Source organism: Crossiella sp. NPDC003009, from assembly GCF_053591555.1.
In genome coordinates, this window is record NZ_JBSFUA010000004.1 from 232509 (window position 1) to 257734 (window position 25226).

Sequence of the window (25226 nt, forward strand, 5' to 3'; positions counted from 1 at the left end):
ACGGGCAGACCCCCGGAGGGGTTGACAAGTCAAAAGCCGGGGCGAGCAGGTTGCGGGGCTGAGCAGGCTGCCGACTCAAGACCCAGCGTGCTCGCGACCCCCTCGTCTTCTCCGCACGACCTTCCGACAGCAAACCACATCTCTCCACCCGGCCCCCGTCACGTTGGGAACGCCGGGCGGCGGCAGGTTGCAGGGGCCGGGTGGAGAGATGCGGTCAGCAGTCTCCAGGCCGTACGGAGAAGACGAGAGGCCCGCTTTGTGGGTTTTCACCCCCGGGGGACTAGCTCCACTTCGAGCTCCCGCATGACGAAGGCCAGCCATTCCGCCTGCAACTCAGCCGCGATCCGGGGATCCAAACTCCCGTGTCCCACCGCCGTCCACACCCGCAGCAGCACCGGATGTGCGCTGCTGCTCGCTTCCCGCAACGCCGCCACGAACCGACGGGCCTGCTGCGGTGGGCACCCGATGTCGCTGTTGCCCACCACCACGAACACCGCCGGATACCGCACCCCTGGCCGGATGTTCTGGCACGGCGAGTACCGGGCCATCACCTCCGCGTCCGCCGGGTCTGCCGGGTTGCCGTAGTCCAGTTCGTACACCGAGCGGATCATCTCCGCGCCCGGTCCGTCGGGCACCGGGGTGAGCACGTCCAGCACCGGCATGGTCGGCACCACCGCTCGCCACAGCTCGGGTTGCTGGGTCACGGCCACGCCGGCGAGCAGGCCGCCGTTGGAGGAGCCTTGGAAGGCAAGGGTTTCCGGGGTGGCGGTGCCTCGGCGGACCAGGTCCTCGGCGACCGCGCGGAGGTCGTCGAAGGTGTTCTGCTTGTGGTGGCGGCGGGCCGACTCGTACCACTCGCGGCCGTATTCGCTGCCGCCGCGCAGGTTCGCGTGCACGTAGATCCCACCTGAGCGCAGCCACGGGGTCAGTGCGCCCAGGAAGGTGGGGAGCTTGGGGATGTTGAAGCCGCCGTAGGCACTCACCAGGGTCGGCTGAGCCTCGGTGCGGTCCAGGTCTGTGCGGGCCAGCAGGTAGTACGGGACCCGGGTGCCGTCGGGTGAGGTGGCGAAGTGCTGTTCGACGGTGATGTCGTCCAGGGAGTCGCCCTGGGTCAGGACGTCCAGCGCGCCGGTCTCGGGGTGCAGCTCGTAGGTGGTGTCGGCGGTGGTGAAACTGCTTGCGCTGAAAGCAAAAGCCTCCGTGCCAGTGGGCAGCCGGGACAGTATGGTCAGCTGCATGCTGGCGCTGGCCAACGGCAACGCGGCCGTCGCCACCGGGGTGCCCTCCAGGGTGTAGCTGCGGATGTCCAGGGACACGTCGTTCAGCGCGGTCACCACCAGGTGCTCGCCCAGGCGGTACAGGCTGCGCAGCACCAAGTCGCTCGCCGGGATCAGCTCCTGCCAGGTGGCCGGGTCCGTTGAGGTCGCCACCGGGATGCGGACCACCCGGCCGCGTGGGGTGTCCGTGCTGATCGCGAGGTAGGTCTGCTCGTCCAGCCAGTCGCCGTGGAGCTCGCCGCGGAAGCCCTCCGGTGCGAACCGGCGGAACTCGCTGGTGCCGGTGTCGGCGATCATCGTCGCCAGGTGTTCGTGCGGCGCGGTGACCACCAGCACCCGGCCGCCGCCGGGGGAGACCTGCGGCACCACGGACAGCGAGGTGGGCGGGATGCCGGGCACCGCCCAGGTCACCTCCTGTCCGCCGGTCACCGGGACGAACCGCAGCGTGTGGCCACCCGTCTCGCCGCGTCCGGCCAGGAAGAAGCCGGTGCTGTCCGGCAGCCAGGCCGGGCGGATCAGGTTGCCCTGCATCGCGGGCACCGCCACCGGCAGCCGCGCGCCGGAGTCCACCTCGACCACCAGGAAGTCGCCGAACGGGCTCCCGCCCGCGGCCGCGTTGAAGGCCAGCAGGCGGCCGTCGGGGCTGGGCTCCGGGTAGATCAATGTGGTGGCCTGGTCGTCGCCGCGTTCGGCGGTCAGCGCGGCCGCGTCCACCAGGACCCGGCCCGGCGCGTCCCGGTCCTCGGCCACCCGGATGGCCTGCGCGGTGCCGTCCTCGTTGCGGTCCAGCCAGAACCAGCGGCCGGCCACCTTCCGCCGGTCGGCCAGCGCCCCGGCCAGCTGGCCTGCCATCAGTGGGGCGATCTCCTCGACCAGCTCGGCGAAGCCCGGGAACTCCCGCGCCGCCCCCGTTGCCTTGCTGACCTGCTGTTCTTGCCAGGCCCGCACCTCGTCCGTGTCCGCGTTCAGCCACGTGTAGGCGTCCGTGGTCACAGCTTCTCACCCGCTTCCGGAATATTTCAGATGTTGCTATCATCTGGATGGTGAGAGTATTTCGTTGAGTGGCTAGGGTTTGTCAAGTGGCCAGACTGACAAGGGCGGAGCTGCAAGAACTCAACCGCGCCAAGATCCTGGACGCGGCCAGGGCCGAGTTCGCCGAGCGCGGCTACCGGGACGCCAAGATCGACGACATCGCGGACCGGGCCGGGCTGACCAGGGGCGCGGTCTACTCCAACTTCCCCGGCAAGCGCGCGCTCTACTTCGCCGTGCTGGCCGGGGCCGCCCTCGGCGACCGGGGTGCGCCGGAACCGGTGGACGGCAGCGTGCGCGGCGCGCTGGCCGCCTTCGCCCGGTCCTGGCTGGCCCGCACCGCCAACCCGGAACTACTCGGCGAGGTGCTCGCCGAGGAGGACACCAGGGGCGTCTACGCGCAGCTGCTGGAGATCCAGTCGGTGCTGTTCGGCCCGCTGCTGCGCGCGGGCGAGGGCGACCGGGGCGAGCAGCGGGCCCGGCTCGCGCTGACCGTGCTGCACGGGGCCAACCAGCTGGCCACGCTGGCCCCGGAGTTCGTGGCCGAGGACGCGGTGGTCGCCGCCTGCGCCCAGCTGGCCGACCTGCCCGCCGCCGACACCTGGCGGCCCCCGGTCGGCCTGCCACCGGTGACCAGGCCGAACCTCGCCTTGCCGGAGCTGATCGCGGTCTGCACCGTGCACGCCACCCCGGTCGAGCTCAACGCCGACGGGCTGATCCTCTTCCTCGGCCCCGACCGGCTCGGCGCGGTCGAGGACCTGGTGCGCGGCACCGACGAGCCAGTGACGGTGGTCGCGGGCGCGCTGGGCTCGTCGGAGCTGCGGCTGCTGGCCGGGCTCACCCTGGCCGGTTTCGGGCGCAACCTGCGGGCCGCGGGCGGCGTTCCCGGGCAGGTCAAGGTGGTCTGCGACGCCAGCGCGCCGTCCATCGCGGAGCGGCTCGGCGTGACCGGGCCGGAGACCGCGGTGCGGGTCGAGAACGCCCGGATCACCGCCCGCGCGGACGGTCCGGGCGCGGGCTACGCGCTCACTCGTTGAGCAGACCGGCCCGCCACGCCCAGGCGGCGATCTCCACCCGGTTCCGCGCGCCCAGCTTGGCCTGCACCGAGGCCAGGTGCGTCTTCACCGTGGACAGCGACAGGAACAGCTCCGCGCCGATCTCGGTGTTGGTCAGCCCGCGCGCGGCCGCGCGCACCACGTCCAGCTCCCGGTCGGTCAGCGGCTCGGACGGCTCCTCCGACTTCGGCTTGCCGGTGCCGGTCTTGTTGAAGTGCTCCAGCATGCGCACGGTGATCTGCGGCGAGATCAGCGCGTCCCCGCGCACCGCCGCCCGCACCGCCTCCACCAGCAGCGCCGGTCCGGCGTCCTTGAGCAGGAAGCCGCTGGCGCCGTAGCCGAGCGCGGTGTGCACGTACTCGTCCAGGTCGAAGGTGGTCACCACGACGACCTTGATCGGGTCGGTCACGCCGGGCCCGCACAGCTGCTTGGTGACCTCCAGCCCGTCGATGCCGGGCATCCGGATGTCCATCAGGCACACGTCCGGCCGCAGCTGCCGCGCCTGCTGCACCGCGCTGATGCCGTCCGGCACGTCAGCGACCACCTCGATGTCCGGCTGGGCCTCCAGGATCATCCGGAACCCGACCCGCACCATCTCCTGGTCGTCGGCGATCAACACCCGAATCGTCACCGCGTTGCCTCCCGCACCGGCAGCCAGGCGTGCACCTCCCAGCCACCGGACAGCCTCGGCCCGGCGCTGAACCGGCCGCCCAACAGCTCAACCCGTTCCCGCATTCCGACCAGACCGTAGCCCCCCGACCCGCCCGCGGGCGCGGCGGAGGACCCCTTGCCGTCGTCGGTGACCCTGATGTGCACCATCTCGTCCGCGGTGGACACCGCCACCCGCACCGCGGTCAGCCCGACCGCGTGCTTCTGCGTGTTGGTCAGCGACTCCTGCACCACCCGCAGCACCGAGCGGGCCAGCTCCACCGACAGCGTGCGCGGCAGGTCCAGGGTCAGGTAGACCGGCATGCCGGCCGCGGCCGCGTCGTCGACCACCTTGCGGATGTCGGCCACCGGGTCGGTGGTGGCCGCGTCGCTGGCGCCGGCCCCGCCGACCATCTGGGAGTCGCGCAGGCTGCTCACCAGCGAGCGCATCGCGGTCAGCGCGTCCACCCCGGCCCGCTCGATGTAGGGCAGCACCCGTTGCGCGGCAAGCGGATCCTGCTCCGCCACCACCTGCGCGGCCTGGGCCTGCACCACGATCCCGGTGACGTGGTGCGCGACCACGTCGTGCAGCTCGCGGGCCAGCGCCAGCCGCTCGTCCTGCTGCGCGGAGTTGATCGCCGAGCGCACCGTCCGGCTGCGGTCGGCGTCCCTGGCCCGGAAGTACACCCCGGTGCCGATGGACAGCAGCAGCAACATGCCCGGCACGGCCACCGAGGCCAGCGTGTCGAACAGGTTGCCGCCCGGCCGCACCACCCCGGAGACGATGCCGGCGAACACGATCCCGGCCACCGCGACGGTAGCCCTCGGCGGCGAGGCCTGCCGCACCACGGTGGCGATCAGCGCCATCCCGGCCGCGGTCTCCACCGGTCCCATGCCGGAGACCGCGTCCCAGTGGTTCACCCCGGTGTAGCGCAGCCCCAGGCTCAGGCCGAGCATGGTGAGCACGGCGATCAGCGCCGACTCCACCGGCCGCCGAGGGGCCACCACCGCGACCAGCGCGATGATCGCGTCGGCCAGCCACGCCAGCCCCAGGATTTCGCTGTTGCGCCCACTCGCGGCCGCGCCGAACTCGACCAGCAGCATGAACCCGAGCGCGCCGGCGATCGGCCACTGCCGCCGCAACAACGGCCGCCAGCCGGTCAACGTGGTGTCCACAGTGGAACACCGTACGTGTTCGCCTCGCGCGCGCACCTCGGCCGGGTGGCCACCTCACACCTCGGCCGATCGGCCGAGGACGGCAGGCCACGCCTGACCCGCTGGCCGAAGTCACCACGGCCGCACTCGGACAGTCTCGTTCCTCGTCAGGACTAACGAGGAGGACAACGTGACGGTTCCGGGTTTCGGTGCGCAGCCGGTGCTCACCGGCCATCACCTCATCAAGCGCTACGGGCAGACCCACGCCCTGGCCGGGGTGGACATCTCGATCGCCCCCGGCGAGGTGGTCGCGATCATCGGACCGTCCGGGTCGGGCAAGTCGACCCTGCTGCACGTGCTGGCCGGCATCCTGCCCGCCGACGACGGCGTGGTGATGCTGGACGGCAAGCGGATCGACCAGTTCGGCGAGACCGAGCGCAGCAAGTTGCGCCGTTCCGCCTTCGGCTTCGTCTTCCAGGCCGGGATGCTGGTGGGGGAGCTGACCGCGGAGGAGAACGCGGCGCTGCCCATGCTGCTCGCGGGCGCGCCCAAGGACCAGGCGCTGAGTGCGGCCAGGGAGTGGCTGACCCGGCTGGGCCTGGCCGGGATGGAGGGCCGCCGTCCCGGTGAGCTCTCCGGCGGGCAGGCGCAGCGGGTGGCCATCGCCCGCGCGCTGGCGCACCGGCCGCGGGTGATCTTCGCCGACGAGCCGACCGGCGCGCTGGACTCGCGCACCTCGGACGAGACCATCGGCGCGCTGCTGGCCGCGGCCAAGGACTCCGGCGCCGCGGTGGTCATCGTCACGCACGACCCGACCGTGGCCGCCCGCGCCGAGCGCGTGGTGGAGATCCGGGACGGGCTGATCGCCAGGCGGGTCGCCGCGTGAATCCGTTCCAGCTCGCACTGCGGGTGTTCCGCGCGGACAAGCGCAGCCTCGTCTCCGCCGTGTGCACCCTGTTCGGCGTCGCCATCGCGGTGACCCTGGTGTCCTGGCTGGCCGCCGTGCCCGGCGCGCTGGACGCCAGGGCCGCGCACGAGGCCTGGCGCTCGCCCGGCCCCGCCGCCAGTGCCGAAGCCGCCACCGTCCTGGTCAAGAGCAGCGAGGACCGGGTGCGGGACAAGACCATCGTCCGGGTCGACGTCGCCGCGCTCACCCCGGACGCCCCGGCCGCGCCCGGCCTGCTCCGGGTGCCGCAGCCGGGCGAGGTGCTGCTGTCCCCGGCGCTGGCCGCGCTGGCCAGGGACCTGCCGGCCGACCATCTGGCCAAACGCTTCCAGGGCAAGGTGATCGCCGAACTGGGCGACCAGGCGCTGGTCTACCCCGGCGAGCTGGTCGCGGTGGTCGGGCACAGCCAGCAGACCCTGGCCGAGTACGACGCCTACCCGGCGGCCGGCCTGGTCCCGACCTTCGAGCCGCAGCCCGAGTTCATCCTGCTGCTGCTCTCCCAGGTCGGCCTGGTCGTGCTGGTGGTGCCCAGCCTGGTGCTGATCGCCTCCTCGGCCCGGCTCACCGCGGCCCGCCGGGAACGCCGCCTGGCCGCGCTCCGGCTGGCCGGGGCGACCCCGGGGCAGGTGGTCGCGATCACGGTGGCGGAGATCGCGATCGCCACCGTGCTCGGCACCCTGCTCGGCCTGCTGCTCGGCCCGCTGGCCAGGGGACTGACCACGCAGCTGCCCTGGAACGGCGGCACCTGGTTCGCCGCCGACCTGGAACCCAGCTGGCTGCTCAGCCTCGGCATCGCGGCAGGCACCCCGCTGCTGGTGGTCGGCGCGGCCGTGTTCGGCCTGCGCCGGGTGCTCACCCAGCCGCTGGGCGCGGCCCAGCAGCACGGCCGCAAGGCGCCCAGCGCGTGGCGGCTGCTCATCCTGGTGGGCGCGGGCGTGGCCTTCGCCGGCGGCATCAGCATCGCCAGCGCCACCGGCGGCACCTCGGTGCTGATCGGCGCGCTGGCCGCGATCGCGCTGGCCGCCTCGGTGGTCGGCCCGTGGATGACCTCGGTGGTCGGCCGGATCTTCACCAAGCTCTGGCGCCGCCCGTCCACCCTGCTGGCCGGCCGCCGCCTGCGCGATGACCCCAAGGCCGCCTACCGGGCCGCCTCCGGCGTGGTGCTCGCGGTGTTCACCGGCTGCCTTGCGCTGACCGTGCTGCCCTCGCTGGAGAGCAAGGTGGACCAGCGGGTCTGGGGCCCGTGGAAGGAGGGCGTGCTCTACACCACGGTCTCCGCTGACGAGGCGCCCACCGCCGCCGAACGGTTGCGGGTGGAGCTGGCCAAGCGCGGGGTGAACAGCCCGGTCGGCGTGGCCGCGCAGGGCAACCTGCGGGACAGCGCGGACAACCACGTCGGCCGCGCGATCGTGCTCAGCTGCGCGGACGCCACCCGGCTGATGTGGGTGGAGATCGGCCAGTGCGGCGGCCAGCCCGGCGTCCGGATCGGCAAGGGCACGAAGCTGCCTCCCGGCCCGCTGCAGTTCGCCTCCTACAGCAGCAAGGGCGACTCGCGCACCCCGCTGCCGGCGAACCCGGTGGTGCACCAGATGGCCGGGTCCACCGACAAGGCCGACCGGATCATGCTGATCGACCCCGAGGTGATCCCCAGCGGCGCCCAGCTCAACGGCTACACGCTGACCGTGCAGACCAGCCCGGCCAACGCGGAGCTGGTGCGCACCCTGCTGATCGAACAGGTGCCCGGCGGCCGGATCGGCTTGCTGGAGGCCCAGCAGGGCCGCGACGGCATGCAGGTCGCGGACATGCGCCGGATCGCGATGATCGGCCTGATCATCGCGGGCCTGCTCGGCGGCATCAGCGCCGCCATCACCGCAGCCGGCGCGGTGGTCGACCGCAGGCGCACGCTGGCCGCGCTGATCGCCGCGGGCACCCCGGTGCGGGTGCTGGCCAGGGCGCTGCGCACGGAGGCGGCGCTGCCGTCACTGGTGGCGACGCTGGGCGCGGGCATCGCGGGACTGGTGGTCGGAGCTGGACTGATGACCATCGCCAGGGCCCCGCTGACGCTCAACCTGTGGCTGCTCACACCACTGGTGGTCGGCTTCGGCGTGGCCGTGGTCGCCGCGTCCGCCTGTGGTCCGCTGCTGCGCAGGATCTCTCCTCAGTCCTACGCCGAGGAGTGACGCCTCGGCCGTTCGGCCAGTCCGCCGACTGGCCGAACGGTCGGGGTCGGTATGGCTTAACGGCCGATCCGGAACCGGGGTCTACCAGCGCAAACTGGTTACAGACACAGAGAGCGCGAAGTGAAGGAGACCACGATGCTGGAGATGGTGCTGACCTGGACGGGCGCGGTGCTGAGCCTGCTGGTGCTGCTGCTGATGATCCTCCCGGCCGTGGTCGACGGCCAGGGCGAGCCGAGGGCCATGAAGGTCGCTCGCACCGAGCGGATCAAGGCCACCCGCGCGGCCCGCGCGGCGCACCGGACCCGCCGCCCGGTGCGCCACGCCGGACCGATCGCCGCCTGAGCCGGGACTTCCCGAGCGTCCCCACTATCCACAAAGGACCCCGCGCCCACCGAGGGCACGGGGTCCTTCGTCGTTCAGCTCAGAGGTTCGGGTACAGCGGGTGCTTGGCGGCCAGGTCGGTGACCCGCCCGCGCAGCGCGGCCGCGTCGAAGTCCGGGGTGAGCGCCTTGGCGATCACGTCCGAGACCTCGGCGAAGTCGGCGTCGGTGAAGCCGCGGGTGGCCAGCGCCGGGGTGCCGATGCGCAGGCCCGAGGTGACCATCGGCGGGCGCGGGTCGAACGGGACCGCGTTCCGGTTGACCGTGATGCCGACCTCGTGCAGCCGGGCCTCGGCCTGCTTGCCGTCCAGCTCGTGCTGGCGCAGGTCGGCCAGCACCAGGTGCACGTCGGTGCCGCCGGTCAGCACGTTGACCCCGCCGCCGGCCTTGACCAGCGTCTCGGCCAGGATCTTGGCCCCGGACAGGGTGCGCCGCTGCCGGTCCGCGAACTCCTCGGTCGCGGCGATCTTGAACGCCACCGCCTTGGCCGCGATCACGTGCTCCAGCGGCCCGCCCTGCTGACCGGGGAACACGGCGGAGTCGATCTTCTTGGCGAACTCCTGGGTGCACAGGATGGTGCCGCCGCGCGGCCCGCCCAGGGTCTTGTGCGTGGTGGTGGTCACCACGTGCGCGTGCGGCACCGGGTTGGGGTGCAGCCCGGCCGCGACCAGCCCGGCGAAGTGCGCCATGTCCACCATCAGGTAGGCGCCCACCTCGTCGGCGATCCGGCGGAACTCGGCGAAGTCCAGCTGCCGCGGGTAGGCCGACCAGCCGGCCAGGATCAGCTTCGGCTGGTGCTCCTTGGCCAGCCGCTCGACCTCGGCCATGTCGATCAGGCCGGTGTCCTCGCGCACCTGGTAGGCGGCCACGTCGTAGAGCTTGCCGGAGAAGTTGATCCGCATGCCGTGCGTGAGGTGGCCGCCGTGCGCCAGCTCAAGGCCGAGGATCTTGTCGCCGGGGGTGAGCAGCGCGTGCATCACCGCGGCGTTGGCCTGCGCGCCGGAGTGCGGCTGCACGTTGGCGTGCTCGGCGCCGAAGAGGTCCTTGACCCGCTGGATGGCCAGCCGCTCGGAGACGTCGACGTGCTCGCAGCCACCGTAGTAGCGCTTGCCGGGGTAGCCCTCGGCGTACTTGTTGGTCAGCACCGAGCCCTGCGCCTCGAGCACGCCCACCGGGGCGAAGTTCTCCGAGGCGATCATCTCCAGGGTGGACTGCTGGCGGCGGAGCTCGGCGCCCAGGACCTCGGCGATCTCCGGGTCGATCTGCGCGAGCGGAGTGTCCAAAGTGGACATGATCGGGTCTCCCTTTCAGCCTGCGGTCAGCTCGTCGTAGGCATCCGGCGTGAGCAGCTCTCCGTCCGAACCCGCGCGGTTGATCTTGATCAGCCACCCGGCTCCGAACGGGTCGGAGTTCAGCAATGCCGGATCCTCGGCCACCGCCTGGTTGACCTCGGTCACCGTTCCCGCGACCGGGGCCAGCAGGTCGCTGACCGATTTCGTCGACTCGATCTCACCGCACGCCTCTCCGGCGCTGACCACCGCCCCCACCTCGGGCAGCTGGACGAACACCACGTCGCCGAGCGCCTCGGCGGCGTAGGCGGTGATGCCCACGGTGGCCACCTCGCCCTCGGTGATCCACTCGTGGTCCTTGGTGTAGCTCAGTTCACGGGGCACAGACACAGCGGTATTGCCTTTCGCGGGGAAGTTTCGCAGGTCAGCGGGAGCGCTTGTAGAACGGGACGGCGACCACTTCTGCCGGTTCGGCGTTGCCGCGCACGTCCACGACCACCTCGGTGCCCGCGTCGGCGTGCGCGTGGTCGAGGTAGGCGAGCGCGATCGGGTGACCGAGGGTGGGGGAGGGCGCGCCGCTGGTGACCTCGCCCACCACGGTGCCGTCGGCGAGCTTGACCAGCTGCCCGGCCCGCGGACTGCGACGGCTCTTGCCGGCCAGCCCGACCAGCGCGCGGGTGGTGTGCGTGCGCGCCTCCAGCGCCGAGCGGCCGACGAAGTCGCCGAGCTTGTCGAAGCGGACTACCCGGCCCAGCCCCGCGTCGAAGGGGGTCACCCCGACGTGCAGCTCGTTGCCGTAGAGCGGCATGCCCGCCTCCAGTCGCAGGGTGTCCCGGCAGGCCAGCCCGGCGGGCTTGAGGCCGAGCGGCTCACCCGTCTCGGCGATCCGCTGCCAGACCGCACCGGCCAGTTCGGCGGCCACGTAGACCTCGAAGCCGTCCTCGCCGGTGTAGCCGGTGCGGGCCAGGAACACGTCATGCCCGGCGATCACCGCGGGGCGTCCGGCGTAGTACTTCAGGTCGGTGAGGTCCTGCCCGGTGACCGCGGTCACGATCTCCGCCGACGCCGGGCCCTGCACCGCGATCAGCGCGGTCTCCGCGGACCGGTCGAGGACCTCGGCGGCCAGGCCGTGCGCCCGCTCGCCGAGCAGCGCCCGCACCAGCACCGCGTTGGAGGCGTTGGCCACCACCAGGAACTTCCGCTCGGCCTGCCGGTAGACCACCAGGTCGTCCAGCACTCCACCGTTGGTGTGGCAGAGCATGGTGTACCGCGCCCGGCCGACCGCCAGCGAGCCGATCGCGCCGACCAGCGCGTAGTCCAGCACCCGCCCGGCCTCGGGACCGGTGACCTCGATCTCGCCCATGTGGCTGAGGTCGAACAGCCCGGCGGCCTCCCGGACCACCTTGTGCTCGGCCAGCTCACTGCTGTAGCGCAGCGGCATCGACCAGCCGGCGAAGTCGGTGAACTGGGCGCCCAGCGCGACGTGCTGGGCGTGCAGGGGGCTGCGGCGGGACGCGCCGAGTCCGGTCACGGGAGGCTCCTGGGGTCGAGGCGTCGACGGGCATGCGGACGCCGCTGGCGAGCCTCCCCGCTCTGTCATGGGACCTGAGAGCTTCCCCGCGCGAACACGGGTTGCACCGTGGGTGAGGTGGGCGAACCCACCTGCTTTCCAGAGTCGCCTCGCTCGAACGGTGACGTTGCCTGAGAGTTTCCGGGGAGAGGTTGCTCCTTCGGCGTCCCGTGCGTGCTGCGTGCCGGGATCTCTCCCGCCCGAGCTCAAACGGCCGATATGCGGTTGTGCCGCGAACCTTCCGGGACACCCCGTGGGTCTGTCAACCCCTGGGCAGCTCGACCTTGACCCGCAGCCCGCCGTCCGGCCGCCGGTGGGCCTGCACCGTGCCGCCGTGCGCGCGGGTGATCGAGTCCACGATGGACAGGCCCAGTCCGGCGCCTTCGCCCTTGTCGGTGCGGCCCTCGCCGCGCCGGAACGGCTCGAACAGCTGCGGGATCTGCTTCGCTGGCACCTTGGGGCCGGTGTTGGACACGGTGAGCCCGCCGAAGGCGTCGGTGCGCACCCACACCGTGCCGCCCTCGGCCAGGTTGTGCCGGATCGCGTTGGAGACCAGGTTGGCGACCAGCTGGGTGAGCAGCACCCGGTCCCCGGAGACGGTCGCCTCGGTGAGCCGCACCTGGAGCTCCACCTGCCTGCGCTCGGCCTCGGCCCGGTACTGCTCGACCGCCTCGCCGACCACCGCGTGCAGCTCCACCTCCGCGCGTTTCTCCAGGCCGCGGTCGCTGCGGGCGAGCACCAGCAGCCCGTCGATGAGCCGCTCGATCCGCCGGTTCGCGGTGAGCAGCTGCTCCCTGATCTCGGCCGCCTTCTCCGGGCTGGGGTTCCCGGCCAGCCCGATCTGCACCGCGGCCCGCTGCACCGCCAGCGGCGTGCGCAGCTCGTGCGAGGCGTTGGCCACGAACCGGCGCTGGCTGTCGAAGGAGGACTCCAGCCGGTCCAGCATCCGGTCGAAGGTCTCGGCCAGCTCGGTCAGCTCGTCCGGCGGGCCCTTCAGCGCCAGCCGCTCGTGCAGGTTGGTCGAGGACAGCCGCTGCGCGGTGGCGGTGATGGTGTGCAGCGGCCGCAGCACCCGGCCGGAGAGCCACCAGCCCGCGGCCACCGACAGCGCGGCCACGCCGACCAGGGACAGGATGGACACCAGCAGCAGGGTGTCCAGCGTGGTGGCCTCCACCGCCCTGGTCACCTCGCCCGCCGGCACGAAGCCCAGCGTGCCGTCCGGGTTGTACCCGCGGACCGCGACCGAGGACGGCACGGTGTCCATCGGCATGGCGCGGCCCATCGTGGTCGCCAGCCGGAACGAGAGCTGGTCGCGCACCAGCAGGTAGATCACGGTGAGCAGCACCGCGCCGCTACCAAGGAACAGCGCGCCGTACAGCGCGGTCAGCTTGACCCGGACGGTCAGCCGGGCTGGGCGCTCAGATGCGGTAGCCGGCACCGGGCACCGTCTCGATCACCGGCGGCTCGCCGAGCTTGGCGCGCAGCTTGGACATGGCCACCCGCACCGCGTTGGTGAACGGGTCCGCGTGCTCGTCCCAGGCCAGCTCCAGCAGCCGCTCCGAGCTGACCACCGCGCCCTGGGCGCGCAGCAGCACCGACAGCACCGCGAACTCCTTGGGGGACAGGTCGATCCGCCGCCCGTCCCGGCTGACCAGGCGGTTGGCGGTGTCCAGCCGGACGCCGTTGCGGCTGAGCACCGGCGGCAGCGCGGGCTGGCTGCGCCGCCCCAGCGCCTGCACCCTGGCCAGCAGCTCCGGGTACTCGAACGGCTTGGTCAGGTAGTCGTCCGCGCCGAGCTGGAGACCGTCCACCTTGTCCTCCAGCGACCCGGCCGCGGTGAGCATCAGCACCTTGGTCCGGCTGCCCCTGGTGGCCAGCTCGGCGCACACGTCGTCGCCGTGCCGCCCCGGCAGGTCGCGGTCGAGCACCAGCACGTCGTAGTCGTGCACGGCCAGCCGCTCCTGCGCGGACAGGCCGTCGAAGACCACGTCCACCGCCATCGCCTCCGCCCGCAGCCCGGAGGCCACCAGCTCGGCCAGCACGACCTCGTCCTCGGCCACCAGAACCCGCATGCCACCGAGTATGCGCGGGCGGGGGGTTTCCGGAATGTTTCCGTCGGCGGAGAGCCTCCGGAAACACCCGTCCGCGTAGACCTGGCACCACAACGCCGGGCCAACGGGTCCGACGCGGTGAGGAGGAACGATGAACACGCTGACCCGGCTGGGCCTGGGTGTCACCGCGCTGGTGACCGCCTTCACCCTGAGCGCCTGTGGTGGTGGCGAGGACAAGGCCGACGGCCCGGCCAGCCTCAACGGCGGCAACAAGGGCACCGAGCAGAAGGCAGGCGCGGACGACGTGCCCAAGGACCCCAAGGCGGCGATGCTGAAGTTCGCCGCGTGCATGCGGGAGAACGGCGTCGACTTCCCCGACCCCGACCCCAACTCGGGCGGCATGGCGCGGGCGATCCCGATGGAGGGCGACCACGCCAAGATGGACAAGGCCAACGAGGCCTGCAAGAAGTACCTGCCCAAGAGCGACTTCGACCCCAACGACCCGAAGGAGAAGGACAAGCGGGCCAAGATGAACCAGTGCCTGCGGGAGAAGGGCATCGATATCAAGGAGGCCGAGGGCGGCAACGGGGCCACCATCAACCTGGGCGATGACAAGGACAAGGCCGAGAAGGCCATGAAGGAATGCGGCATGGGCGACGCGGGCATGGCCGGGGCGGAGCCGGTGAAATGACCGAACCGCGACGCCCACGCCGCCGCTGGCCGTACGTGGTGCTCACCGCGGCCGCTGTCACCGCGGTCGGGGTGACCGGGGTGCTGGTGCTGGGGCACAACGAGGACGCCAAGGCGGACAAGGGGAACCAGCAGCCGCAGAGCAAGACCAGCAAGGTCGTCCGGACCACGTTGCAGGAGCACGAGGAGCTCTCCGGCAAGCTCGGCTACAGCGGGAAGTTCGACGTCACCGCCCACGGCGGCGGCGGGGTGGTCACCTGGCTGCCCAAACCCGGCGACCAGCTCGGCCGGGGCGATGCCGTGTACCAGGTCAACGACAAGCCGGTGCCGCTGCTGTTCGGGGACAAGCCGTTCTGGCGCAAGCTGGAGTCCGGTATGGACAAGGGCTCCGACGTCAAGCTGCTGGAGCAGAACCTGCGCGCACTGGGCTACACCGGCTTCACCGTGGACGAGAAGTTCGACGCGAAGACCGCGGCCGCGGTGAAGAAGTGGCAGAAGAAGCTCGGCCTGGAACAGACCGGCTCGGTCGACCCGGCCGCGGTGGTGCTCCAGCCCGGCGCCTTCCGAGTGTCCACTGTGGACGCCCCCCTGGGCATGCCCGCGCAGGGCAAGGTGCTCGCCGGCACCGGCACCACCCGCACGGTCACCGTGGACGTGCCGGTGGAGAAGCAGTCCCTGGCCAAGGAGGGCGCCGAGGTGGAGGTGACCCTGCCCGGCGGCAAGTCCACCAAGGGCAAGGTGACCTCGGTCGGCACGGTGGCGGAGAAGTCCACCGAGGAGAGCGGCCCCGGCAGCGGCAAGACCGTGATCAAGGCCGAGGTGGAGCTGACCGAGCCGGAGGCCGCTGGCAAGCTGGACGCGGCGCCGGTGCGGGTCGGTTTCACCAGCCGCCGCAAGGAGAACGTGCTCACCGTGCCGGTCGGCGCGCTGCTCGCGCTGTCCGAGGGCGGCTACGCGGTGGAGGTCGTGCAGGCCGACGGCAGCGGCAAGCTGGTCGCGGTCGAGCTGGGCATGTTCGCCAAGGGCAAGGTCGAGGTGAGCGGGTCCGGTCTCAGCGAGGGCGCCACGGTGAAAGTGGCCGGGCTATGACTCCGGTGATCGAGCTTTCCGCGGTGTCCAAGGAGTACGCGGGTGGCGTGCACGCGCTGCGCGGGGCCAGCCTGCGGATCGACTCCGGCGAGCTGCTCGCCGTTGTCGGCCCGTCCGGCTCCGGCAAGTCGACCATGCTCCAGCTGATGGGCACCCTGGACCACCCGACCTCGGGCACCGTGCGGCTGCTGGGGCATGAGGTCCAGTCGCTGTCGGACCGGCAGCTCTCCGCGGTGCGGGCGCACTGGATCGGGTTCGTCTTCCAGCAGTTCTTCCTCACCCCGTACCTGTCCGCGACGCAGAACGTGGCCACCGGGCTGCTCTACCACGGGGTGCCCAGGGCCGAGCGGATCGCGCGGTCGGTGCACGCGCTGGAGCGGGTCGGCCTCGGCCACCGGGTCGAGCACAAACCGGCCGAGCTCTCCGGCGGCGAGCGGCAGCGGGTGGCCATCGCCAGGGCGCTGGTCGGCAAACCGGCCATCGTGCTGGCCGACGAGCCGACCGGCGCGCTGGACTCGGCCTCCGGGCGCGGCGTGCTGGAGCTGCTGCACGAGCTGCACGAGGACGGCACCACGATCGCGGTGATCACGCACGACATGGAGATCGCCCGCTCGCTGCCGCGCAGGGTGGAGCTGCTCGACGGTGTGGTGCGGCACGACAGCGGGCTGGTGGCGGCATGATCAGAATGAGGTCCACGCCGCCGGGCAACCTGCCGAGGCTGCCGCGATCGGCCCGGATCAGCGTGTTCGACCTGGTGCGGGCCGGGCTCACCGGGGTCTTCGGCCGACCGGCGCGGGCGATCCTGTCCGCGCTGGGCATCGCGATCGGGGTGGCGGCCATGGTGTCCGTGCTGGGCATCTCCGCCTCCAGCCAGGCCGAGCTGCAGGCCAAGCTGGAGTCCTTGGGCACCAACCTGTTGCGGGTCGGCGCCGGCCAGACCATGTTCGGTGAGTCGGCCAAGCTGCCGGAGGACGCCTCGGCCATGGTGCGCCGGATCGGCTCGGTGCAGAAGGCCTCCTCGGTGGCCGCGCTCAGCGGGGTCAAGGTGCTGCGCAGCGACAAGGAGGACCCGCAGAACACCGGCGGGCTCAGCGTGGAGGCGGTCGAGCAGAACCTGGTCGACACCCTCGGCGGCAAGATCAAGGCGGGGGCCTGGTTCAACGCGGCCACCGCCAAGTTCCCGGGTGTGGTGCTGGGCAGCGTCGCGGCGCAGCGGCTGGCCGTGACCCAGCCCGGCGAGCAGGTCTTCCTGGGCGGCAAGTGGTTCACCGTGCTGGGCATCCTGGAGCCGATGCCGCTGGCCGAGGAGCTGGACCGCTCGGCCATGGTGAGCTGGGAGGTGGCCAAGAGCCAGCTCGGCTTCGACGGTCACCCGACCACGGTCTACGAGCGCTCGCTGGAGTCCACTGTGGACAAGGTGCGCGAGGTGCTGCCGGGCACGGTGAACCCGAAGAACCCGGAGGAGGTCAAGGTCAGCCGGCCCTCCGACGCGCTGGCCGCGCAGATCCAGGCCAAGGCCACCTTCACCACGCTGTTCCTCGGGCTGGGCGCGGTCGCCCTGCTCGTCGGCGGGGTCGGGGTGGCGAACACGATGGTGATCTCCGTGCTGGAACGGCGGTCCGAGATCGGTCTGCGGCGCTCGCTCGGGGCGGGCCGCGGGCAGGTCAGGGCGCAGTTCCTCACCGAGGCGGTGCTGCTGTCCGGACTCGGCGGGGTGTTCGGGGTCCTGCTGGGACTGGGCGTCAGCATCGGCTACGCGATGAGCAACGACTGGCCGGTGGCGCTTCCGCTGGAGGCGATCGCCGGCGGCGTCGGGGCCTCGGTGCTCATCGGCACCCTGGCGGGGTGGTTCCCCGCCGGGCGTGCGGCCAAGCTGTCGCCGACGGTAGCCCTCGCGTCAGCCTGAACCGCACACCCGGACCGGGTGCCTCTCCCACGGGGAAAAACAGGGGAGAGGCGCCCGGTCCTTTTCGCGTTCCTCAGGCGGCGTAACCCTTGCCGCCGATCCAGGTGCCCATGTTCCAGGTGCTGACCCAGTAGGCGCGGGGCACGTTCGCCCAGCCACCGCCGCCCGCGCCTTCACCGGCGGGGTCGGCCACGAGCACGGTGTTGCCGTGGTCCTTGTAGCCCACGATCGCGACGTAGTGGTAGATGGTGCCGCCCGGGTAGCCCGGCGGGCGCCAGCCGCTGATCACGTTGGCCACCAGCGGGTAGCCGTTGTCCAGGTTGAGCAGCACGTCCCGCTTCAGCAGGTCCCGCTGGGCGGTGCTGGGCGGGTCGGCCATGTTCTTGGTCGCGAACCACTGGGTGTTCGCGAACCGGTTGAGCGCGTTGCGGACCAGGCCGATGTGGTCGGTGCCGCCGGTGTGCGTGCCCATGTAGTTGGCCAGGGTCTGCTGGCTGGGCGGGCTGACCCTGGTGCTCAGCGCGATCCAGGTCGAGCCGGGGCCGCACCAATAGCCGGTCTGCTGTCGTTGCCAGGTGTAGTTGAGGACTCGGCTTTCCGCTTGCACACCCAGCTCGTGTGCGGCGATGGCCGTGGCCTTGTCCGGTGACGGGGTCTCCGTGGCGCTTGCCAGCCCGGCGCTGCCCATCAGCAGGGCGACGGTGCTGACCAGCACCATCGTGATGAGTCGTCGAGTCATGCTCGCTCCATCCTTGCCAGTTGCCGTAGTGGAAGTTTCACTGGAAGGGGACTCTTTTGGCTTTCTTATTCACGTATATCTGAAAAGCGCAGGTCGAGTTAGCTTTCCCGGTGTTCGGGGGAAGTGAGATGGCGCATGCTTCGAATACATTTCACGCCGGAGGACCTGGGGCGGACCCGGGTGGCCAACGCGCCCGACCCGCTCTGGGAGTCCATGCTGAGCCTGCACCGGCTGCGGGCCAGGGACGGCGCCCTGGTCTTCGGCCAGTGGCGGGCCAGGGTGCGCGGCGGCCTGGCCACCGCCGAGGTCCGCCCTGAACTGCGCATGCTGCTGCCGCTGGTGCCCCAGCGCGGCTACTTCCCGGACTTCCTCACCCCGGCCGACGCCCGCGCGGGCTGGCAGGCGGGCATCGACGCGCTGCTGCACACCCCGGCCGCCCGGCTGCGGGCCGAGCTGGAGCTGCTGGCCGGGCGGCAGCACCTGCCGTCCTGGGCGGCCGGGCTGGCCGAGGGCGACCCGGATCTGCTGCGCAGGCTGGCCACCGCGCTGACCGCCTACTACGAGCTGGCGGTGGCCCCGTTCAGCGGCGCGCTGCAGGCCCAGCTGGACGCCGACCGCGCGCTGCGCGCCCGCTCCCTGCTCGACGGCGGGGCGGAGGGCCTGCTGGAGAGCCTGCGGCCGATGATGCGCTGGCAGAACCCGGTGCTGGAGGTGGACTACCCGACCGAGCAGGAGCTGCGCCTGGACGGGCGCGGGCTGCTGCTGGTGCCCTCGTTCTTCTGCTGGCGGCACCCGATCAGCCTGCTCGACCCGACCCAGCCGCCGGTGCTGGTCTACCCGGTGGAGAAGGACCCGGCCTGGTTCGGCGGCACGGCCGAGGCGGCGGCCCCCGCGGTGGCCGCACTGCTGGGCGGGACCAGGGCCGCGGTGCTGGCCACGGTCGGCGTCGGCTGCACCACCGGCGAGCTGGCCCGCCGCCTCCGGATCTCCCCGGCCTCGGCGAGCCAGCACACCACCGTGTTGCGCAACGCGGGCCTGATCACCAGCCGCCGCAACGGTCCGGTGGTGCTGCACACCCAGACCCCGCTGGGCGCCAGGCTGCTGCGGCCCTGACCGCGCTCACCAGGTGCGGTCGACGAAGTTGCTGTCGATGTAGATCTCCCACCCGTAATGCGACTCCGGGTGGCCACCGGTGTACTGCTTGACCCGCCTGCGCGGCCACAGGTCCCCGCGCACGTACCGGCTGTCCACGTTGGCCGCGCCGTCCCAGTGCGCCATCCAGATGTGGTCTGGCAGCGGGAAACCGGGTGCGTTGGCCATGGCCTGGATGCCGGTGGCCGCGCTGCTGTACACACCGGTGCGGAAACCGAGCTGGTGCACCCGGATGATCCAGTTCCGCAGGTAGGTCAGCACCGCGTCCCGGCAGGGCCCGTCCTCGGGGTTGAAGCTCTCCATGTCGGCGTAGATGGTGCTGCCGTTGCCGATCCCGAGATGCCGGGCCTGTTGCGCGGCGTCGTTGCCGTCCGCCCAGCCCTCGTGGCCCGCGTGGTCCGGATTGATCTTGTTGCGGAACCCGGTGCACGGGGCCTGCAACCCCACGTAGACCGGCAGCAGCCGCCAGCCCCTGCTGACCTGCCGGTGCACCCAGTCCCACTTCAGATGCCGCTGCCCGCACGCCTTGCTGATGCCGCCGATGTAGATGCCGACCGCGCGGTAGGGCGAGTACCGCAACCAGGTATCCATGCCCTCGTTCGGCGGCGCGGAACAGGTGTCGAACCCGTACCCGGTGAAGTCACCCGGCTGCACGACCCAGGAGGCGGCCCTCGGTGCCGCCCCGGTGACCGGCCGGGGGTTTGCCGGTACCGCGTCGCCGGTGATCCGGGCCGAGTCCAGCACGGCCCTGATGCCCGCGGCCGAGCTGCCGTAGCTGGCCGTCACCAGCACCCCGGCGGCCGGGACCTGCATCGTGATCTCGTGCCCAGCCGGCGCCGGCAGCGCGGCCGCCCGCGCCGACCCGGGCTCCGCGGTCACGGTGTCCGGGCGGATCACCCCGTCCACCAGGGGTTCCACCAACAGCGCCTCGGTCCGGCCCAGCACCCTGGACGGGCACCGCTGCCGATCACCCTGCTTGCCGAGGTAGACCACGTTCTGGTCGAACCGCACACACCGCGCCGGCGCGCCGTCGAGCTCGACCACCTCCCACGAAGCCGGGACCGCCACCCGGTAGCCCCGGTACTCCACCATCTTCAACGGTTCAGTCGATGCGTCCGAAGTGGACACTCCAGTGGTCAGTCCTAATAGGACGACCAGACCGCGGATCGCGTGTGCTGACAGGGACCCTAGCGGCATGATGCCTCCCGGATGCGCTGCGCCCGACCAGCAGCGTGACACCGGAGCTGCGGTCGCGCCGGACCGCGCCACGCTTTCCACCCCGAAGGGTGAGCTGTTGAGGACCCAGCGACGGGCATGGGGAACCTCAAGACCCGCTTGCGTCTTGGCCTTTGACTTTGGCAGATCAAAAGAATGTCCTCGCCGGACGGGCAGACCCCCGGAGGGGTGGGACAAGTCAAAAGCCGGGACGAGCAGGTTGCGGGGCTGAGCAGGCTGCCGACTCAAGACCCAGCGTGCTCGCGGTCCTCTCGTCTTCTCCGCACGACCTTCCGACAGCGAACCACATCCCCACCAGCGGCCGCTGTCACCTTCCGAGGCTTTGGTTGCGCGCCTGTGAGCGTCCGCTGGTGGGGATGCGGTTAGCAGTCTCCAGGCCGTACGGAGAAGACGAGAGGCCCACTTTGTGGGTTTTCACCCCAAGGCCCAAGCCTCGCCTAGAAGTTCGACAGCACCTGTGCCAGCACCTTCTCCAGTGACCTCGGATCCTGCGAGTCGTAAGCCTTCGCCCGCGATGCCCGCGCGATCTGCTCCAGTACCCGCAAATCGCTGCTCTGCCCATACGCGATCGGGAAAACCCGCACCGACCGCTCCGGGCTGTACTGCCGCAGGTCCGCCACCAGGCTCTCCAGGTTCTCATCCTCCGGGTACCGGTTCGCGCCGTCGCTCAGCAGCACCACCGCGTTGATCCGCTTCGGGTCCAGGTTCTGCCGCAGTTCCTTCTGCACCTGGCGGATCGTCGCGTACAGCGCCGTGTCTCCTTGTGCGGTCAGCTTGTCCACCTGCGTCCGGTACCTCGGCAGCACCGCCGACACCGGCCCGGGTTCCACCAGTACCCGCCAGGGCGTGGACTCCGAGGCGCCCGGTGAGCTGAAGGTCCACAAGCCCAGCCGGTCGTCCGGTGCCAGGTTGTCCAGGGCCGCGCCGCTGGCCGCTGCCTTGGCTCCGTCCAGGCGGGTGGGGCCGCCGGGGATGGCGGGTTCGGCCATGGAGCCGGAGACGTCGATGACCATCAGGACGTTGGCGCGTTTGCGGTGTTCGCGCCAGGCTTCGGGGAGTTTGGCGAGCACTGGGCCGGACGGGGTGCGGATGAGTTTGAGCTCGCGGTCGGGCAGGATTCCTTTCTCCTTGCGGAGTTCCGGGCCTGCCTTGCCTTCGGCGTCGCGGAAGCCGATGGCGGTGAAGCGGTCCTGTTTGCCCACCAGGAAAGCCTGGAAGTCCTTGGCGATCTCCTTGCGCACGGGGTCGGCGTCCGGCCAGTCGAGCACCAGGTACGGGTTGTCCGACATCAGGGTGCCGTCGTTGGGGTAGACCGCGACCAGGGGGACCTTGGGCGGGGTGGGTTTGCCCTCGGTGCGGCCCTCGGGCTGGCCCCGGTTGAAGTCGACGATGGACTTCTCCTCCACCGTCACCGCGCTGATGTAGTCCAGGCCGCTCTCGTTGCGGCCCCGGCCCGCCTCGTACAGGTTCTGCAGGAAGGTCAGCGTGGTCTCGCCGTAGTGCACGACGCTGTTCTCCACGCCCCGGACGTAGTTCACCGCCTTGGCATCGGCCAGGTCGGCCTCGGTCAGGTCGTCCGAGCGGCCAGTGCCCGCGAAGAAGGTGGCGACCGTGGCGTGCAGGCCCGAGGTGGACAGGTTCGGGTTGGTCTTGCCCAGGCGGAAGGCGCCCCACTCCGGGTGGCCGTACTTGGCCCAGCCCTGCGGGTTCTGCGCCAGCTCCAGCAGGGTGCGCCAGCCGATCGGCTGTTCCGGCCAGCCCAGCGCCTTCGCCATCGGCTCCGGCATGCCGACCACCAGCGGGGTCTTGGCCAGGCTCACCGCGTCCCGGTCGGCGGTCAGGGAGACGCCGGTCGGCTTGTCCTGGCAGCGCAGGTGGCGTTGCTGGGCGATCTTGAGCCAGGTGGTGGCCGCCGGGGTCCAGGCGTCCGGGCGGGCCTCGCCCATCTGCTGGGCGTGCCAGCCGCAGGCCATCGCGTCCACCGAGCCGCCGCTGCCCAGCGCGGAGGAGTTGACCGTCCTGGCCGCCGCGCACCTGTCCCGCACCGGCCGCCGGGCCGCGCCGTACTCCTTGGCCAGCTCGCTCATCAGGTCGCCCTTCTCCGGCGACACCACCACCAGGATCTCCACCCGTTCCCCAGCGCACTGCGTGGGCGCCGGCGGCCCGCCGGGGGTCAGGCCGGGCAGCAGCACCGCCAGCAGCAGCACCGCGCCGAGCACGGCCAGCCCGATGAACGGCCACCGCAGCCTCCGCAGCAGCAGCCCGTCTCCCGCCATGGGACCCCCTCGCGACAACTCCACCGGACACCTATCGTCGTCGCGCGGGCACGGTCAGTGGTTACGCCGAACCCACAAAAGGGTCACGGGCCTTGCTCCGGCGGCGGCTGCGCTGGGGCCTGCGGCTGCGGGGCGGAGTCCAGCAGGCGCAGCGCGATCGCGGCGAGCAGCTGCTGCCGTTCGCGCTCGTCGGTGAGCTGGGCGGCCATCTCCACCGCGCGCATGGTGTTCACCGTCCGCACCACCTCGGCGTTCAACAGGTCGAACATCCGGGCCGCGCGCTCCCTGGTGGAGCGGGCCTCGCTCAGGTACAGCGCGGCGACCGCCTCGCAGACCACCCCGCTCACCGTGCCCAGCCACGCGGTGTCCCCGCCCTGGAACACCAGCAGCGCCACCGAGGCCAGGATCACCATGAACCCGAGCCCGGCCGCGGCCACCGCCAGCCGGAAGCTCAGCCAGCCCTCCGTCCGCGCGGTCTCGTGGTAGTCGGCGTAGAGCTGCAGCTGCCGGGCGGTGAAGTCCGCCTCCGGCCGCCGCGGCCCGCCCGCGGGCTCCGGCTCGCCCGGCGGCGCGGGTTCCCTGCGCAGCCCGGCCGCCACGCCCTCGGCCAGCTCCCGCACCGGCGAACCGCCCCGCTGTCGCGCGCGCAGCTGGTGCCGCAGCACCGACACGCTCGGCAGCAGCGCGCCGGCCACGCCGACCACGAAGAACATCAGCCCGGCCACCACGACCCAGTTGTCCACGGCCGGTGACCGTACGCGCACGCAACGCCACAACTCCGGCGAACCGGACAGGTTGGGCCGAACAGGTGCGTTCCCGCCCCTGGCCGAACCACGCCAGCTAACCTCGGCCCGTGACGCTGCTGGCCGGGGAGTTCGCCCCCTTCGGCGCCTCGCACTGGGGTGCGATCGCGGTCTTCGCCGCCGGCGCCGCCGTGCTGATCCTGCTCGGCCGCAGGCTGGACACCGAGGAGTCCCGGCTCCGGTTCAGCCGTGGGCTGGCGCTGGTCCTGCTCGTCCTGCACCTGCCGATGCAGCTGTACGTGCTGCTACCGGAGCAGTTCGGCCTCGGCCACTCGCTGCCGCTCCAGCTCTCCGACCTGGCCTGGATCGCCGCGGTAGTCGCGCTGTGGACGCACGCCCGGTGGGCGCTGGCGCTGACCTACTACTGGAACCTCACCCTGACCGTGCAGGCGCTGGCCACCCCGGCGCTGCGCGGCGCCGACTTCCCCGACTTCGGCTTCCTGATGTTCTTCAGCCAGCACATCCTGGAGGTGTGGGCCGCGGTCTTCCTGATCTGGGGCCTGCGACTGCGCCCCGACTGGTGGAGCTACCGGCTCACGCTGCTGGTGACGGCGGTGTGGGCGATAGTGATGTCCGTCGTGAACCCACTCATCGGGGCCAACTACGGATTCCTCAGCGAGAAGCCGCCGGCCGGCTCGCTGCTGGACCTGATGGGCGGCTGGCCGTGGTACCTGTTCATCGGATACGCGCTGCTCAGCGGGGCTTGGGCACTGATGACCTGGCCGTGGGCCGTGATCACCGCAAGATCGTCCCGGCCGGTCGGCTGAGGCATAAGCGCACCGTTTTACCACCCCGCCACGCGACATGATCGCGGGGTATGTGTGCTTGCTCCGCTCTGCGCACCAGGTATGCTGCGGCCAGGACAAATACTGAGACGAGCGGGGCCCGTCGGCGCAGTCCGACCGCCCTGCCCCGGGTACGAGGGGGTCGAGCCATGGGGCGCGGCCGAGCTAAGGCCAAGCAGGCGAAGGTCGCTCGCGAGATCAAGTACAGCTCGCCGACCACCGACCTCGAGGCCCTTCAGCGAGAGCTGTCCGGAACATCGAGCGGCGGCCGTCAGGTCGACGACCGATTCGACAACAGCGACGATCGTTACCAAGACAGGTACTGAGACCGTCCAGCTCACCGGGCCCCGTGCTGGTGCCCGGCGTGTACCTATTGATGCCCGAGTCCCGCCGATGACACCGCCTGTGTCATCGGCGGGTTCTCGTGCCGACGAAGGCGGCCAGGCTGGCGATGGACTCCAGCGAGTCCAGGTTCATGTCCTCATCCGCCACATCCACGCCGAACCGGTCCCGGATCGCGCTGAGCAGCTTCAGCCCGCCCAGCGAGGTCAGGCCGATCTCCGGGGCGAACAGCGGGGTGTCCGCCGGCAGCGCGTCGACCGTCGCGCGATCCAGCTCGACGGCCTCGGCCAGCAGACCGCGGATCTCCGCCTCGACCGTCATGGGTCCACCTTCTCCAGTTCGAGGTACTCGGGGTAGTCCGGCAACGGGCCCTGGTCCAGCCTGCGGCCCAGGACCGCCAGGCCCTCGGGCTGCGGGCCGGTGACGCGCAGCCCGCACTGGCGGAACAGCACCCGCAGCTCGACGTTGGCCCCGGTCGGCCGGACCGGCACGTGCAGCTCAAGCGCGCCCTCGGCCAGCGCGCGGTCCATCACCCAGCGCAGGAACGCGGGCGCGACGCCCCGCCCCGCCACCCGGCAGGACAACGCGAGCAGCCGCACCCGCCACGCCGCTGCCGCACTCGACTCAG

The 25226-nt window shown here is 71.6% G+C and carries 24 protein-coding genes, 1 pseudogene and 2 riboswitches; of the genes and pseudogenes, 11 read left to right on the top strand and 14 right to left on the bottom strand.

The annotated features are described in order from the left end of the window. Positions 1-266: 266 nt before the first annotated feature. Entirely contained in the window at positions 267-2270 is a 2004-nt protein-coding gene (locus tag ACWDY5_RS07080; RefSeq protein ID WP_449721368.1) for a prolyl oligopeptidase family serine peptidase, read from the bottom strand. 86 nt (positions 2271-2356) lie between these two features. Between ACWDY5_RS07080 and ACWDY5_RS07085 the strand changes: the two genes are divergently transcribed. Continuing rightward, the gene (locus tag ACWDY5_RS07085) at positions 2357-3343 is read left to right on the top strand and encodes a TetR/AcrR family transcriptional regulator (RefSeq protein WP_449721369.1); all 987 of its coding nucleotides are present in this window, start codon (positions 2357-2359) and stop codon (positions 3341-3343) included. Here the strand turns inward: ACWDY5_RS07085 and ACWDY5_RS07090 are convergent. Further along, positions 3333-3992 (bottom strand): response regulator, encoded by a 660-nt coding sequence (locus ACWDY5_RS07090; protein ID WP_449721370.1) that lies wholly within the window; start codon positions 3990-3992, stop codon positions 3333-3335. The two genes, ACWDY5_RS07085 and ACWDY5_RS07090, sit on opposite strands and share 11 nt — an antisense overlap. After that, positions 3989-5185 (bottom strand): sensor histidine kinase, encoded by a 1197-nt coding sequence (locus tag ACWDY5_RS07095; protein ID WP_449721371.1) that lies wholly within the window; start codon positions 5183-5185, stop codon positions 3989-3991. Before ACWDY5_RS07095 ends, ACWDY5_RS07090 begins: the two co-directional genes overlap by 4 nt. Positions 5186-5354: 169 nt before the next feature. On the opposite strand from ACWDY5_RS07095, the gene ACWDY5_RS07100 reads away from it, so the two are divergent. From ACWDY5_RS07100 to ACWDY5_RS07110, 3 genes are all read left to right on the top strand, one after another. Beyond that, positions 5355-6050, top strand: a complete 696-nt coding sequence (locus tag ACWDY5_RS07100) for an ABC transporter ATP-binding protein (RefSeq protein WP_252480124.1) — start codon at positions 5355-5357, stop codon at positions 6048-6050. Further along, positions 6047-8290: an FtsX-like permease family protein gene (locus ACWDY5_RS07105; protein ID WP_449721372.1), complete on the top strand. Its 2244-nt coding sequence runs from the start codon at positions 6047-6049 to the stop codon at positions 8288-8290. Before ACWDY5_RS07100 ends, ACWDY5_RS07105 begins: the two co-directional genes overlap by 4 nt. A 120-nt stretch (positions 8291-8410) precedes the next feature. After that, on the top strand, positions 8411-8632 hold the full coding sequence (locus tag ACWDY5_RS07110; RefSeq protein ID WP_449721373.1) for a hypothetical protein: 222 nt from the start codon (positions 8411-8413) through the stop codon (positions 8630-8632). A gap of 79 nt (positions 8633-8711) precedes the next feature. Here ACWDY5_RS07110 and glyA read toward each other — a convergent pair whose 3' ends face one another. The 5 genes from glyA to ACWDY5_RS07135 form a co-directional block, all read right to left on the bottom strand. Further along, on the bottom strand, positions 8712-9962 hold the full coding sequence (glyA, locus tag ACWDY5_RS07115; protein WP_283663348.1) for a serine hydroxymethyltransferase: 1251 nt from the start codon (positions 9960-9962) through the stop codon (positions 8712-8714). A 15-nt stretch (positions 9963-9977) separates the two neighbouring features. Next, a complete protein-coding gene (gcvH, locus tag ACWDY5_RS07120) occupies positions 9978-10349 on the bottom strand; it encodes a glycine cleavage system protein GcvH (protein ID WP_449721374.1) in 372 nt (123 codons plus the stop codon). Between the two features lie 34 nt (positions 10350-10383). Continuing rightward, positions 10384-11490: a glycine cleavage system aminomethyltransferase GcvT gene (gcvT, locus tag ACWDY5_RS07125; protein ID WP_449721375.1), complete on the bottom strand. Its 1107-nt coding sequence runs from the start codon at positions 11488-11490 to the stop codon at positions 10384-10386. A gap of 52 nt (positions 11491-11542) precedes the next feature. Further along, positions 11543-11638, bottom strand: a riboswitch (glycine riboswitch). Then, positions 11639-11738: riboswitch (glycine riboswitch) on the bottom strand. It abuts the riboswitch before it with no gap. A gap of 53 nt (positions 11739-11791) precedes the next feature. Beyond that, complete coding sequence (locus ACWDY5_RS07130; protein WP_449721376.1) at positions 11792-12967, bottom strand: sensor histidine kinase; 1176 nt, start codon at positions 12965-12967, stop codon at positions 11792-11794. Then, on the bottom strand, positions 12948-13601 hold the full coding sequence (locus ACWDY5_RS07135; protein ID WP_449721377.1) for a response regulator transcription factor: 654 nt from the start codon (positions 13599-13601) through the stop codon (positions 12948-12950). The genes ACWDY5_RS07130 and ACWDY5_RS07135 overlap by 20 nt, the downstream gene beginning before the upstream one ends. A 130-nt stretch (positions 13602-13731) precedes the next feature. Between ACWDY5_RS07135 and ACWDY5_RS07140 the strand changes: the two genes are divergently transcribed. From ACWDY5_RS07140 to ACWDY5_RS07155, 4 genes are read left to right on the top strand one after another with little or no spacing between them, the layout of a single operon-like run. Continuing rightward, positions 13732-14271: a hypothetical protein gene (locus ACWDY5_RS07140; protein WP_449721378.1), complete on the top strand. Its 540-nt coding sequence runs from the start codon at positions 13732-13734 to the stop codon at positions 14269-14271. Further along, on the top strand, positions 14268-15359 hold the full coding sequence (locus tag ACWDY5_RS07145; protein ID WP_449721379.1) for a peptidoglycan-binding protein: 1092 nt from the start codon (positions 14268-14270) through the stop codon (positions 15357-15359). The genes ACWDY5_RS07140 and ACWDY5_RS07145 overlap by 4 nt, the downstream gene beginning before the upstream one ends. Further along, complete coding sequence (locus ACWDY5_RS07150; RefSeq protein WP_449721380.1) at positions 15356-16039, top strand: ABC transporter ATP-binding protein; 684 nt, start codon at positions 15356-15358, stop codon at positions 16037-16039. Before ACWDY5_RS07145 ends, ACWDY5_RS07150 begins: the two co-directional genes overlap by 4 nt. Continuing rightward, positions 16036-17265, top strand: coding sequence for an ABC transporter permease (locus tag ACWDY5_RS07155; protein WP_449721381.1), 1230 nt, complete (start codon positions 16036-16038; stop codon positions 17263-17265). Before ACWDY5_RS07150 ends, ACWDY5_RS07155 begins: the two co-directional genes overlap by 4 nt. Positions 17266-17338: 73 nt before the next feature. Here the strand turns inward: ACWDY5_RS07155 and ACWDY5_RS07160 are convergent, their stop codons facing one another. After that, positions 17339-18004 (bottom strand): C39 family peptidase, encoded by a 666-nt coding sequence (locus ACWDY5_RS07160; protein WP_449721382.1) that lies wholly within the window; start codon positions 18002-18004, stop codon positions 17339-17341. 135 nt (positions 18005-18139) lie between these two features. Between ACWDY5_RS07160 and ACWDY5_RS07165 the strand changes: the two genes are divergently transcribed. Continuing rightward, complete coding sequence (locus ACWDY5_RS07165) at positions 18140-19117, top strand: ArsR/SmtB family transcription factor (RefSeq protein ID WP_252480137.1); 978 nt, start codon at positions 18140-18142, stop codon at positions 19115-19117. A gap of 6 nt (positions 19118-19123) precedes the next feature. On the opposite strand, the gene ACWDY5_RS07170 is transcribed toward ACWDY5_RS07165, so the two are convergent. The 3 genes from ACWDY5_RS07170 to ACWDY5_RS07180 form a co-directional block, all read right to left on the bottom strand. Next, positions 19124-20248 (bottom strand): glycoside hydrolase domain-containing protein, encoded by a 1125-nt coding sequence (locus ACWDY5_RS07170; RefSeq protein WP_449721457.1) that lies wholly within the window; start codon positions 20246-20248, stop codon positions 19124-19126. Positions 20249-20829: 581 nt separating this feature from the next. Further along, the gene (locus tag ACWDY5_RS07175) at positions 20830-22668 is read right to left on the bottom strand and encodes a substrate-binding domain-containing protein (protein WP_449721383.1); all 1839 of its coding nucleotides are present in this window, start codon (positions 22666-22668) and stop codon (positions 20830-20832) included. Positions 22669-22751: 83 nt separating this feature from the next. Then, positions 22752-23411, bottom strand: a complete 660-nt coding sequence (locus ACWDY5_RS07180) for a TRADD-N-associated membrane domain-containing protein (protein WP_449721384.1) — start codon at positions 23409-23411, stop codon at positions 22752-22754. 110 nt (positions 23412-23521) lie between these two features. Between ACWDY5_RS07180 and ACWDY5_RS07185 the strand changes: the two genes are divergently transcribed. Both ACWDY5_RS07185 and ACWDY5_RS07190 read left to right on the top strand, forming a co-directional pair. Continuing rightward, positions 23522-24238 carry a YwaF family protein gene (locus ACWDY5_RS07185; RefSeq protein ID WP_449721385.1) on the top strand — a complete coding sequence of 239 codons (717 nt, stop codon included), beginning with the start codon at positions 23522-23524 and terminating at the stop codon, positions 24236-24238. 167 nt (positions 24239-24405) lie between these two features. Beyond that, positions 24406-24582 (top strand): DUF3073 domain-containing protein, encoded by a 177-nt coding sequence (locus ACWDY5_RS07190; protein ID WP_252480141.1) that lies wholly within the window; start codon positions 24406-24408, stop codon positions 24580-24582. Positions 24583-24664: 82 nt separating this feature from the next. Here ACWDY5_RS07190 and ACWDY5_RS07195 read toward each other — a convergent pair whose 3' ends face one another. Together ACWDY5_RS07195 and ACWDY5_RS07200 are read right to left on the bottom strand one after the other, a co-directional pair. Continuing rightward, entirely contained in the window at positions 24665-24919 is a 255-nt protein-coding gene (locus ACWDY5_RS07195; RefSeq protein ID WP_449721386.1) for an acyl carrier protein, read from the bottom strand. Further along, positions 24916-25226: pseudogene (locus ACWDY5_RS07200) on the bottom strand (hypothetical protein); the annotation flags it as partial. The gene ACWDY5_RS07195 and the pseudogene ACWDY5_RS07200, both read right to left, overlap by 4 nt.